The organism is Proteus sp. TJ1640, from assembly GCF_003144445.1.
GTDB lineage: Bacteria > Pseudomonadota > Gammaproteobacteria > Enterobacterales > Enterobacteriaceae > Proteus > Proteus penneri.
The window spans coordinates 295,096-309,996 of record NZ_PENY01000010.1 but is presented as its reverse complement, the minus strand read 5'-3'; the positions used below and the strand labels follow the sequence as shown (position 1 = coordinate 309,996).

Below are 14,901 nucleotides of genomic sequence, written 5' to 3'. Positions count from 1 at the left end.
TTAATATTTTTATTTTGCCAGTGATTCTGCACGTTTAAAGACTAAGGTATTACCTTCTGATTCTGTAGAATTAAACTGATAACCTTCAAGGTCAAACTCTTTCAGTTGTGCTTTATTAGTCAGTTTTTCTTGAATAATAAAGCGGCTCATTAATCCACGGGCTTTTTTAGCGTAGAAGCTGATAACTTTATATTTGCCATTTTTTTCGTCAAGGAAAACAGGTTTAATAATTTCAGCATTAAGTTTTTTGGGATTAACTGATTTAAAATATTCATCAGACGCTAAATTGATTAAAACATTATCACCTTGCTCTTCAAGCGCTTTGTTTAACGTTTCTGTAATAGTGTTTCCCCAAAATTGGTATAAATCACTACCTTTTTTATTTTTTAGCTTTATTCCCATTTCAAGGCGATAAGGTTGCATTAAATCAAGAGGACGCAGTACGCCATATAAGCCAGAAAGCATGCGTAAATGTTGTTGTGCAAATTGAAAATCATCTTCAGAAAAAAGTTCAGCTTGCATTCCAGTATAAACATCACCTTTAAATGCCAAAATAGCTTGGCGTGCATTTTCTAGTGTGAAATTAGGTTGCCATTCACCAAAACGAGCGGCATTTAACCCTGCGAGTTTATCACTTATTTTCATTAAGCTCGCGATATCGCTTGATGATAATTTTCGACATTCTTCGATAAGTTGTTGGGAATATTTTAGCAATTCAGGTTGTGTGAAGTGCGTTGTAGCTAAAGGCGATTCGAAATCCAGTGTTTTTGCTGGTGAAATAGTGATTAGCATAATTCCCTCGATACGTTATTTTAATATTGACCAAATATAGCAAATTCTTTTGATTAAAGATTAAATTATAGTAATAGGAAAAAACAATGGTTTCTCTTATTTGCCATGAAATCTGATAATTTAAACGATTCAGCCTGTGGTTTTCTTCTGTTTTTTTCCGCTTTTATTTTGCGAAAACGTTTGGCATTCAAATAATTGCTTTGTATGAATCTAAGCGTCTTGTAGTGTGAGCTGTCCATGTTATTATCAATAGATATCCGCAGGTGACTGCAAACAGATTTACCTAGTAGATGAGATAAACAAAATGACCAACAAATTGACTTCTTTGCGTAAGCTGACAACTGTTGTTGCTGATACTGGTGACATTGCAGCAATGAAACTGTATCAGCCACAAGACGCAACTACCAACCCATCTTTAATTTTAAATGCAGCTCAAATTCCTGAATATCGTAAATTAATTGATGAAGCGATTGAATGGGCGCGTTCACAAAGTGATTCTCGTGAACAACAAATCGTTGATGCTTGCGACAAACTGGCAGTAAATATCGGTTTAGAAATTTTAAAACTGATCCCTGGTCGTATTTCAACAGAAGTTGATGCACGTCTTTCTTACGACACTCAAGCGTGTATTGAAAAAGCACGCCATTTAATTAAACTTTACAATGATGCGGGTATCAGTAACGACCGTATTCTTATCAAATTAGCATCTACTTGGCAGGGTATCCGTGCCGCAGAGCAATTAGAAAAAGAAGGTATCAACTGTAACCTGACTTTACTGTTCTCTTTTGCTCAAGCGCGTGCATGTGCTGAAGCCGGTGTTTACCTGATTTCTCCATTTGTTGGTCGTATCATGGATTGGTATAAAGCCAATACTGATAAAAAAGAATTTGCTCCAGCTGAAGATCCAGGTGTAATTTCTGTTACTGAAATCTATAACTATTACAAACAACACGGTTATAACACTGTAGTTATGGGCGCAAGTTTCCGTAATATAGGTGAAATTTTAGAATTAGCTGGTTGTGACCGTTTAACTATTGCTCCAGCGCTGTTAAAAGAATTATCAGAAGCTGAAGGTGAAGTTGAACATAAATTATCCTATAAAGGCGAAGTGAAAGCGCGTCCAGAAGCTATCACTGAAGCTCAATTTTATTGGGAACACAATGCTGATCCAATGGCGGTTGATAAGTTATCAGACGGTATCCGCAAATTTGCTGTTGATCAGGAAAAATTAGAGAAAATGATTGCTGATTTATTATAATCTGCGATTAAACTCTCATAAATGATGGTAGTGCTTATTCTCCGTTTAGGTGAGACTTTCAGAGCACAGACAAACCCTATGTACTTCACATAGGGTTTTTTTAAGCGAAATACAATTCTCTTCATATAAATTAAATCTTTTATTTATTTCTACCAGCAATAGTTATTTTATAATAGTTGCTCATGTGAATGTTATTACTCTCAAAAATCACTTAAATAGTAAAAAGTTATTTATATTAATTATCTATACGTATTTTTATTAAATATAAATAGCATCCTACTTAAAAAAGCGAATTTATAAAAGTTAAAATCAACTTATTATGACAAAATATAATTATAGATCCTAATTTTATAAAATAATTTGTATTTTACTTATGGATAAAGGAATATTATTATGAATAAGCATGAAACAACGATTTTAAATATTAAGATTGATAGCCTTTCTAAAAGAATAGAAGAATATATTAAAATTAATATACCAGATAAGTTAATAAATTACCATGATATTAGAAATTTGCTATTAAGAAAATATTTGATCCTTACTATTTATAAGAATGAATATATTGCAAAAGAATATTTATCTAAAATAGAAGAATCTTTTGCTATTTATGATAGAAATAAAGAAACAAGAAAAATGAAATCTATTAAGAATAAAATAGATAAAAATATAGAATCTTTTATTAACGATATAGAAATACAACAAAAAAAACAAATTGTTAATAAAGTAACGATGAACAAAAAAAAATTGGAAACATTTTTTACAAGCAATGAATACAGTATTTATGATCTTGATTTTTCAGGAGCGAGATTCTATATTTATATTGATAATGAAAAAAATAAATATGAAATTATCAGCTTTAATAGAAAGAAGCGTTCATTTAAAAATAGAAAATTTTTGTTAAATTATTTATTTGACAATATAACTCATTTAGATGAAAGTATACAAGTTAATATAAATGTATATAAGAAAAAAGAATTTACTCAATTGGCCAGGAATATAGAAAAATGGGACGTAAATGAAAAGTTTTTAAGTAAACAAATTATTAATAATATAAAGTTAAATAAGATTGTGAAGATTAATGAAAATCTCTCTATAAAATTAGTTGAATCATACAATTATAAACAAGTTTTTATAGTAAAAAATAAAAAAGCTAATACTGAAACGCTCGTTCATATCTACACAGATAATATTGAGAAAGCGACTTCTATCATTTCTGAAAATAATTATAAAATTAAAAATAAATCTGAAATATTAATGTATCAGAAAAATAATAAATGGATCATTGAGAAAAAAAATAAAAGTGGTGTCATATTTGCACAAGGAAAAGATTTTATTTCACCATTAAAAAATATGTTAGAACGAATAAATGTAGCGGCGAGTAGTCATACTGGTCAATTGCTAGAAGATGTGATGGGGGGGTTTTGTTATGGATTGAGCTTAAGGTATTTAATAGAAGTTAGAAATGCCGGTGTAGAGAGTGCTGAAAATTACCTGAAATGGTTAAAAAAATCTGCCGAATTATATAAAAATAAGCCTAGTGCAGACAAAGTAGGTGGCTTCTATGAAGTATTACAAAGAAATATATATGAATATAATTTAATGCAATTAACAGAAGAAACGAAGAATATTATTATTGCACATAATTATCAGCAAGAAAGAATTAAAGGACAAAAATATTTATATAATGATTTAAATGGTGAAGTTCCTTATTCTAGTGTACTGAGCGATGTCGGATTATCACCAATTAATAAAGAAAGAACTCTTTTAAGTGAAGAAGTCTTTTTCAAAAAAATAGATGGGTTGCTTACTGGAAATGATAATAGATATATATTTATCGAATATAAACAACATCAAACAGCAATTACTTATAAAAAATACTCAGATGGAAATTACAAGGTTACTTTTTTTGAACCTCGATTCGGTATTTTTGAGTTTGATAATATCGAAGATTTGAAAAAGATAATTAAAGAAAAGCAAAAGATCTATGGGCTTTATGAACAAGGGAACATATCATGTTATGGTTTTGATGAATTTGTAGAAGTGAGTAGTAAAAAATATAATCCATTGTTTAGTAATGAAAAATCATCTAAACGTAGAGAGATATTTAGAAATAAAGGTATTGCAGAAAAGCTAAAAACGATCGATTTTTCATTAGAATTTTCTAAAGATAGTATAGGGAGAGTAATGCATTATGATGAAAATGGGATATTAATAGTACAAATAAAGCACAATAATAAATTAATAGAAATAAGTGTTGCAGAACCGATTGTTGAAGATGGGCTTTTTTTAATAAAAGAAAATATAAATAAAATAATTGAGCATCAAAATGCCAGTAAAATTATTTTAAAGAAAACAAATAATAATATAGCGATTACACCGATAGAATTTAACCCTGTATGGGCAGATAAAAGGGTGGTTGGTTATATTGAGTTTAATCGCAATGATTATATTAGTATCATTGGTAATTCTTCATCAAATTTTAAAGGTATAATTAAACTTGATTTTGAAAAAATAAAAAATTTAATAAATAAATTAGATTCTAATATCTATTTTGAAAAATTAAAGTCTAGCTTAGAATTACTTAATGCAATATCGATATTCACGAATCAATATAAAGATAATCTGGTAAATAATAAATTAATAGAAATAAAGAGCGATATAGAGAAGCGCCTTTTTTCTGGCGGACTGCAAAGTGAAAAAAATAAAATAATTGCTATAGCTGAAAAAAATAGCATTATTGCTACAAAGCTCTATCAAGCCATGGTAAATGGTGTTAATAATGGCAATCTTAACGCGAGTAAATTTGTTTATGATAGAATAATAACGCATAAGTATTTAATTGAGAAAATAAGTAGGCCACAAGGTGTAGCAAATTACGATTATACAATAGTATTTGATAATAATGATCATAACTTAAAAGAAATAATAAATGATATAGATATTAATCAACTAAGAAATAGGATTTATTTTGATGGTAATAATCAATTAAACTTAAGAATAGATTATAATGAGTTAATTTTATTTAATAATAACAAAGGCGTTAAAGCATTATTATCAATTATAGATAAAGAGATTGATAAATATAGAGACGGACATTCAAAATCTAATCAAGAGATATTTTCTGAGAAATTTATTAATAATAATTATGTTAATAGAGTATTACAATTGGAATTCGATGAACTGAGTAATTTCGTTTCGACTACAGAAAATCAAGTGCTTACCTATAATGATGAATATCCTTATTTTAATAATACTATTTCAGAAAGTACAATTAAAAGAACAGTTCTAGATAATATAAAAAAAACAGGTGTGGGCTTTATTTTATTTGAAAATAATAAAATAAATATAGAATTTATTTTAGATAATCCAACAATAATAATGAGCAATGTTAAAAAAATAATTATAGACTTAATACCGAAAATCTATCAAGTTGATTTAAATAATTATCTTCAAGGAATAAAAAACAACACTCGAATTTCAAATTTATTAAAAGATAATGATAATTTGAGGAAGTTAGTGGAAACCTGTGCGAAAAATAATATTTCTATCATTGCCACGGGTGAAAGTAGTATTAATGGAGTTCATAATGAATTTATCAGCAAAAACCTTTCTATTAAAGATTTCCATCATATAATTACAGAAAATACAATTATAGGAGAGGGAGTTCTAGTTATTGCAGATAAAGATAAACTTTATAATTTTAAAGATGGAATTATACATGTAGAGGGGCTGGCAAATAAATTAAACACACCTATTTATAATGTTGTCAATAAAGAGATTAGAAGAACACAAACTGATACCGTTTATACCAACACATCAACAAATCACGGAAATGATAGAAATGAAAATATGGATATTATAATTTCTGAATTGGATGTTGATGAACCAATAATTTGTGAAATAAAAAATGATAATAAAACTAAAGAATATTTTATTAATGTTGTTTATTCCAATGAAATTTATAAAAAATTATCAATTTTATATCCGGAATTTAGACGCGATAAAAACTTTTTATTAGGCTACAAAGATGATATAAAAACGGTCATTCATAATTATTCTCAAGAAATGACAACTAAAGAAATTTTAGAATATATTGAATTAAATAAATATAGTCTTACAAAGAAACAACTAGGTGCAATAGTTAGAGAAATTGATCTAAGAACTTATCAATCAGGATTAAAAACCAAGCAGAATAAAAATTTTACTCGACTGTTTGATAGAATTAATCAAAATAATGGTATAGATAAAAAAGCAACACACTCTTTTTTTCCTCAGCAACAAATATTACTTAATTTAAAAGATGGAAGCGAAGGGCGTTGTGAAGCATTATCAATATTAATATTAGTTGCAAAACATTTAGAGCATACAGGCGATATCGGAAGAGTTGAAAGCCTTATTAATAATTTAATGCTGGCACAATCAGTTATAAATCATGATGTTTATGATAAATATAAATTTAAGCATCCTAGTCAGGAACTTATTGCGAGTCTTAACGAATTAAGTAAAAATCATCATAGAATTTCAACTACGGAAGGCTTGAGTGATAATAATAAACGTTCATTAGATTATGTTATTAATAAACTGACGAATAAAAAACTTAATTCAGATGGTTGCTATTTGCAATTATATACATCAAATCATGTTATTACTGCTTGGGCTAATTTAGATAAAAATAATAATAACTTTGGTTTTTATGATCCGAATTTTGGATTGGTCGAATTTTCATCTAAAAAGAAATTCATATCTTATATTAATGATTTTTTTAACTCGAAAGAGATAAATGCAGGGAAGATATACAGTTTAGAAAAAAATATTAAAAATAGTTTTTTGTTTGATAAAGTTCTTGATATTAATGTTAAAAGTCTCTCGAAAATAAAGATAAATAATAAAGCACTAGATAATATAGTTGGTGGTAATATTATTAATTACCGAGGTGTTAATACTAATTCACATGAAAATATAGATTTTAGTTATAATGTTAAATATAAAGAATCGATAATTAACAGTAAAAAAGTAGAGGGTAGCTTATTAACAATTAATACCGCAGAGGTAAACGGTTATTATTCTTTTGCTGATACAAAAATTGTTACAAGTCGAAAAGTTGTTTTGCTTCTAACGGATGATAATGATTTAAATAGCCATTATTTAAACTTTTCTCAAGAATATCATAGAGCTGGATACGATCTCTTTATTGTTGATGGTTCTACAGACGTTGATGCAGGTAAAAAAGCGTTTGAGTATTTGAAAGCAAGATATAACGTAGATACGGATTCAATTCTACTGCATGGGCATAACCGAAGTGGTGAACAAGTGATTGATTTATACCAATCATTAAATAAAAAAGGTTATTTTCCAGAAGGGATTGTCTTAAGTTCATCTAATAACGATCTAATATCAGTTGTTAATAAAATTGGTGAATTAAATTTTAAAGCGAATATTTATATTGCTTATGATCATCAAATTACAGATGAAAATAATCTCTTTATCAATAGAAATTTAAAATCGTTTGGTCATGAGGTTAAAGAATTTAGTTTTAGTCAACGAGAGGAATATAATCGTTTTTCCGATGCTAGATATCGCCAACAAGATCCAACCAGAAAGTTTTCTAGTTATCAATCAAGAAACCTGATTTTATTACCGATTAAAAAAGAGCCTGCTCCAGTTATTGGCATGCCGGATAATGATCAAAAAACATTCAGGCAAATTGCAAATAGTGAAAATGTGATTGTTGGTGTTAGACCAATAGATGTTCGATCAACATCATTAATAAAATCTAAACAATACAGCAGTAAAGGGCTTTTAATTAAAGGAAAAAGTGCTGATTGGGGGCCTATGGCAGGATTTATTCCTGTTGACCAATCTTTTGCTAAGTTATCCGCCAGAAATGATGTAGCCAAATATAATCTAGCGATTCAGGGAGCTCTTGACAAAGGGTATGCTATCGCGATACCACTCATACTTTCATCTGAGCGTATTAGAGAATTACATCACAATAATATTTTACAACTTCCTGAATTATTAACCGACACTATTAAGGTTACATGTAATGTAGATAATCGTGACTATGATTTCTATCTATCTAAATATAATCAGGATGGAGAAATTTTTTATACAGTTAATTATTATGATAATGAGAAATTAGTGCCTATCCATGTATTAGGTGACCCAATATCCAAAAAACCAATGATTGCAGATTATGATTTGTTTACAGTGATGTATTCTTATAATGATCTCGGCGAAACGACAATAGTCAAAAAACCTGTATCTTGGGAAGAATGGAAAAGTAGTGTTGATTACGAAAAATTATCACCTACCTACCAAGAATATTATAATAATAAAGATCTCTATGACCGCTATGAAGGTGAACAGTTAGGTCTTATCAGTGCTCATGTTAAGAAAGTAAAAGATAAAATTAATACCTCTTTACAAAGAGGAAAAGGAAAAGAGATGATCCATCATGGCGCAGATGATGCTAATTATTTTTCAGTAATAACTGATAATTTTCCAGCAACCTTTTTCGTTCCAGATGAATTATTAAATAAAGTATTAAATAGTGATAATAATACTTTAAAAGATTTTTTCATTATCAATGAAAACAATACTATTATTATTCGTAATGTAAAAGAATTTTCAGATTTTCAGCAGTTAGTAATAAATAATGGATTTATATCACCTCTAAATGAGAAATGGAATGATGGTACAGGACAAGATTATTTTTCTAAAAGAAGAAAAAAATCTGAAAATTTTATAAAAAATAGCGAAGAACTAGATAAAATATTTTCAGTGAGCTATAAAAGTAATTATCAATCATCATTGGATGACGCTAATAATAAATATTTTAATCGAGTGTTTGAGTTAATAAAAAATAATAATTTTGAAAATATTATTTATACAAGTTCAGAACAAGTAAACAGAGAAATAGTATTATTAAAATCGGCTTACCAACATGCGGAGGCTGTTAAAAATTATATGGATGGTGATGGTGTTTATAATAAACTGTCGATAAGCTTAAAAAAGAAAATCCATTATTATAAAAAAGATTTAGACTGGTTTAAAAGAGGAGGGTATAAATTATTTGATTACATTTTTTCTGATCCAAAAAACTATCTAAACCGTACAGATGCAACCCGACTAAATAATGTATTTAATATAATATTAGAATTACCTGAAATAAAAGGATCAATTTATAAATCTATTTATGTGGAAAATTTATCCAGTTATGCAAAAAATATTGAAGCTGGATCGGTTATCACAACTAGCGGTGTTCTGAGGGCTAATAGAAATCCCCAAAAGATAAAGAAAAATGAAAGTAACGTTTTTATATCTATCGTAGGAACGCATAATGCTAGAACGCTGACTGGTATTAGTGATAGATTTACCGATCAAGTTATGGTTGCTCCAGGCAAACATTATCGTGTGATTTCACAAAAAAAAGAAAATAATAAACTCTATATCGTATTAGAAGCGACGGATATTTTAGTCAAAAGTGAACCCATATTTGATCTTTATGATGCAAATTTAAAAGGATTTGCTGTTGATACTCATAGAAGTACCGCTACTGAAACTTTGGAAACTGTAATTTCTGATAAACAGCTACTTGATACAGTCAATAAAATTAACAACGAATTTATAGACACAACCGTTGAGAGTAACTTTATTGATAAAATTATCAATAAGAAATTAACACCAGAATATGCTGAATATCGCTATGCTCAAGAGTTATCATCAATATTTGGGGCAAAAAAAGATTATATCGGTATACTTAATGAAATTATTAATGATCCACTTTCAAACAAAAAATATAACCAATATGTAAATAATAAAATCAGTCGTGAAGAGTGGTTGGAAAGCTTTAGTCATCATTATTATTCAAATAATTCGTTAAATGAAAAAACTATCAATATAAAAATACTCGTTGAGGCTATTAATGATATGCCTAGCTGTATAAATATATTATCTAATGCTTCAAAATCACTATTGATGGAATTTTTTTCTTGTGATTTTAACTCATTAGATGGAAAACTATTGCGAATAGTCTCTAGCCAAGAGAGTTATGATGATTTTATTCACACTATTGAAAGAATGAAATTTTATTTAACTCAAGAAGCTAATTTTCAAGGAGACTCGATTCATGATGTTTTTTATAAAGTATTACGAGCTGAAAATGATAAGCAAAACTATAAAAATGTTATTTTAGCGTTAAAGAAAAAACTACTTCAATCTCCACAAAATAAAAATAAATATCAAACATCTATTTTACGACTACCTTTTGAATATAATAATAAAATAAGTTCTTTGTTAACACTTTTATATAGTGGATTAAATAAAGAAATGAGTCATGATACGTTAATGGAACATATTCGTTTATTAGAGGTTTTATATAAAAAATCATCTTTAAATAAATTGAATCAAGAGCAAGCAGAATACTTATCTGTTTTTAACTCATTGATCAATGATATTTATAATAAAAAAGAAATGAGTAGTTATATGACCAGAATAATCGATGGGGAGCTTAATAATAAAATCACTCAATTACCTGTTGGTCATTATCTGTTAGAAATTGATGGCTTAAAAATCAATTTAAATATAGCTTCTACGGAAGATGACGGATTTATTTTTCATGTTTTTATTGCTGAGCTTGGTGATATCAGTATAACTGGTAATAATAAAGAACAAATAACTTCAGATTTGTTCAGTTTTCTACATCAAGTAGATAATGTGAAAAATAATATTACATTAGACAATTCAAGCGAAAAACTTTTTTCAGGTACAATTTATCGTGTTGATGGTGATGGTATTATTCCTGCTGAATTATTTAACAAAATGAATGTATTGAAAAATAATATTATTACAAGTATCAATAAACAAAATTTTATTGAAATAAATGGTATAAATATCAATAAAGATCTTTTGTCTCACCTAGGGTGTCAAGTAGAAGGAAAATCTATTATAAGTGTCGATCTACATGAAACTTCTGATTGGCAAAATAAATTAAGATTTGATGCTGATAAATTAAATGATTTCTTTTTGTCTGCTTCTGGTAGCGATGATGATAAACAAATAGTCTCTTTACTTCGAAAACTTTTGAAAAATAAAGAAAAGAATATTAAAAATATTCTTTCTGTAGATGTTTCTCGTATCGATTATATTGCAGCAAAAGAAAGGTTAACTAAAATTATTGAACTTAATAATAGTGAATTTGATTTTAATTATTGGCATGAACTACGAAATCCCTCTTTGAAAATTCCTCGTCATATGAGAATTATATCCAAAATTGGTTATGCAAATATTGGTTTTGGTGTATGGCAAACAATGATTTCAACCATGAAAATGGTTGAATCTATTGAAAGTGGAAAATTAACACCACTTGAACACAAAGAGATGGTAAAGAATTTAGCCATGATGTGGTCCGAAATGGCATACAATGGGTTTTCTGAAATTATTGAAATTGTTGTTGCAAAAGGAATGTTGAGACATAGGGCAAATACAGCCGAATATGTCGGGAAAATAAGTACTCGCATAGGAATTGCGTTAAATATTCTTTCAGTGGGTTTTGATATTTATAATGCGTATGACAATTTTAGTCAGATCGCTTCCGAAACTGATACGAGAAAAAAAATTGACTATATTGTTAATGGCACGCTTGCCATTGTTTCGGCATTAGTCACTATTGGTGTTTCAATCGCAATTTTAGCAGGTAGTACAGCCGCGGGGCCGATCGGTATTGTGATTGGTGCTGCAATTACCACTTTTTTAGCTATCTATAATGCAGTAAGGGTAATTGAAGAAGCTAAAAAAAGAGTTAACTTTACTATCGGTGAAGAGATAAATAATGGGTTATCGGTTGTTTTATGTGGTGATTTAACGCCATCTAAAAAAAATGAAATGACATTACTTGATACCAAAGATTATTTTCGTAATAGAACCGATGAGGTAAGTAAAAATTTTCATGAAAAATTAATTAAATCTAATCCAAAAAGTTATTATTTTTATACTAATGAAGAGTACCATTATCAAGAAAGATATTACTATAAAGTAAAAACTATATTTTCCCAAGATCCCACAGGGATTATCAACAATGGTCTTATTTCAATTATTTCTAATCATTTAAGTAAACTCTATAACAAAGAAGAGGCCGAAAATATAGCTTCTAAAAATGATGCTCTGGTATCAGTTAAAACAAATTATAAATATTATGAACCTGAATATCCCATTCCAACAAATGAGAAAATTATCTTTGATTTGGATTTTTATGTTGATGAATTATATAAATATAATGTCGATTTAGAAACCAATGAATATTTAACATTAATGAGAAATACGAAAGATAATATTAATCTTGATAAACTAAATCTTGATTTAGGATTACTTAATGTTAATGATGTACAGTCGATATATAATTATTTTGGTGATGGTGATGGTGATGGTGTTTTTTATTTTAATACGAATAACGGAAATGATATTATTTCAGCACCAAAAAATGCAATCAATACATTTGATATTTTTAATGGTGTAAAAAGATTAAGTGGTGGTAATAAGAATGATAACTTTAATCTCTTTGTTACCCATGCACCTGAGCATGCCAGTCGTTTTTATGGCCGAGAGGGTATCGATACATTGCATATCGTTAATGAATCACCGCTATACACGGGTTATAATATAAATTTACGTGATAATTATGTAAAGTTTTGTGGCGCTGAAAATCAGCCTAATAGTATCGGATTTAAACCTTCAAAAATTCATTATTTTAATGAAAATACAGGGATGACATCACCCTTTATAATTAGTGATTCTATGCCTAATGTTTCTCTTCAGACAGATAGAGTTATTGCTTATTTAGATAGTTTTGAAAATGCTATTGGCAGTGCTAATGGTAACGATATATTGGTAGGAAATGACGAAGATAATTATATTGATGGCGTTTCAGGTAATGATCGCATATTAGGATTAAAAGGCAACGATATTATTAAATTATCAGAGGGAGTTGCTAATGGAGGCGAAGGTAACGATATTTATATTATTTCACGTTTAAATAATTTCTATAAAGATAAAAAAAATATATCAATTATAATTGATGAAGAGAATAGAAAAGATAAAGATAAAGTGGAAAATAAATCAAATATAGTTGAGCAAAATATTATTAAATTAGAACATAATTTTAAAGATATAAAATCAATAAAACGAGTAGGGGTTGATATCGTTGTTATATTAGATAATGGATTTGTTGATAATAAAGATAAAATACAAACGCCTCTTCCTTTAACATCCGTTACTTTAAAGGATATATTTACAAATGATACTGGTTATGAGTTATTAAAAAATTATTGTTTTATTACTAATGATGGGTTTGTGTTAAATTTCAATAATAATTTGGTGAATAAAAGTGATCCCTTATTTTATTTTAGCTATATAGAGTCCTATTCAAATCTTCATGATAAATATGAATATATATACATAAATAACGACGAACGAAAGTTTAATGTTCGCTCACACACTCTGGCTGTTAAGCATGATATATTGCCAGAATTAGAATACAGTGGGCTTTCTGACGGCAGCGCATTAGAACTCAGCATTGAAGGTGATAGTAACGATAATACTTATCTAGCAATTAATAATCATTCTCGAATTAGGCTAACGGCAGGCGTTGATGTTTATCAATTAAAAACGTTTATAGCTCAAGACAAAGATGAATATGTTGAAGTGATGCCGAACAAAAATAATCTCGATGAGAATATTGATAATGTCTCTACTTTTATTTTACCTGATGTAAGTGGTTATGATCTTAAGTTTGAAAATGGTGCTATATCTCATCGCTATAACCCTGATGGACATTGTCGGCTTGATATGAGCGTATCTCAGCAGGGGCTAGGATCAATTTTGCGTTCTGGTATCAAAATTAGGGTTATCGATAAAGACGGTAAAATGTTTATTTTACCAGATAGAGACAGCAGCAATCAGTTGTTAACACCTATTGTGAAGGAAAAACTATCTATAACTCAATCCAATGATAGTATTATTATCCCTGAAAATATAGTCTTAAATAAAATTGTGATGGATAAGTTTGATGTCTATTTATCCCCAGAATTACAAAAACAAGCCTTTTTATCTAATTTGCTTAAACATAAATCAATTCCAAATATCATGTTATTGCCTGTTATCGATCTGTTAGCGGGTAATGATATTGTGATCAATAAAAATCAAGGGTGTTCTGTTATTGCTGGCGGTAAGGGGAACGATACCCTCATTGTAGAAGGCGGACATCATATTTTATTTGCTAATGAAGGGAACGATAAACTTTTTGGCGGGAAAGGGAATGATGTTCTTATCTCAGATACAGGCAATGATTATTTAAACGGAGGTGAAGGTAACGATATCTATCTGATTAACAAACATCATAGTGAAATTACGATTGATGATAGTCAGGGGAATAATACTCTCTTTATTACTGGGCTGAATAAAGATGAAATGATGTCCTCTTCTCGTGATGATAATGATGAAATTCTTTGTTCTCTGGATAATACTTTTATTGTAAGAATAAAAAATAAATATAAAGAACCGCGTGCTTCTTATCAGATTGAACAAAGAAAGCCTGTGCTAACTGACGAAGCATTAGTATCCATTATTCATGAGATGGCTCAGTTTAATCAAAACCAGCTCTCTTCTATGAAGGGAACGTTTTTACCTGAAGCCCAAGATTTGACTCTATTGCCAATTATCACCCAGCATTTAACCTGAACATTAACGATGACAAAACGGTAAATTGTCATTATTTGATGTGTTAATCTTGAGCCCATACCATAATGTATGGGCCTAATTTTTAGTGCTTTTCTTTATTAAATCCTCATCCATAA

The 14,901-nt window shown here is 28.7% G+C and carries 3 protein-coding genes; 2 read left to right on the top strand and 1 reads right to left on the bottom strand.

Annotated features, from left to right (window positions below):
* Window positions 1-9 precede the first annotated feature (9 nt).
* Entirely contained in the window at window positions 10-792 is a 783-nt protein-coding gene (gene yaaA / locus DK861_RS04265; protein ID WP_109399334.1) for a peroxide stress protein YaaA, read from the bottom strand.
* 304 nt (window positions 793-1,096) lie between these two features.
* Between yaaA and tal the strand changes: the two genes are divergently transcribed.
* Complete coding sequence (tal, locus tag DK861_RS04260; RefSeq protein WP_072063732.1) at window positions 1,097-2,050, top strand: transaldolase; 954 nt, start codon at window positions 1,097-1,099, stop codon at window positions 2,048-2,050.
* A gap of 393 nt (window positions 2,051-2,443) precedes the next feature.
* Entirely contained in the window at window positions 2,444-14,785 is a 12,342-nt protein-coding gene (locus DK861_RS04255; RefSeq protein ID WP_109399333.1) for an anthrax toxin-like adenylyl cyclase domain-containing protein, read from the top strand.
* The last annotated feature ends 116 nt before the right edge of the window (window positions 14,786-14,901 follow it).

Coding starts and splice junctions, on each gene's coding strand:
- yaaA (WP_109399334.1), bottom strand. CDS start 792: ATGCTAATCACTATTTCACCAGCAAAAACACTGGATTTCGAATCGCCT.
- tal (WP_072063732.1), top strand. CDS start 1,097: ATGACCAACAAATTGACTTCTTTGCGTAAGCTGACAACTGTTGTTGCT.
- DK861_RS04255 (WP_109399333.1), top strand. CDS start 2,444: ATGAATAAGCATGAAACAACGATTTTAAATATTAAGATTGATAGCCTT.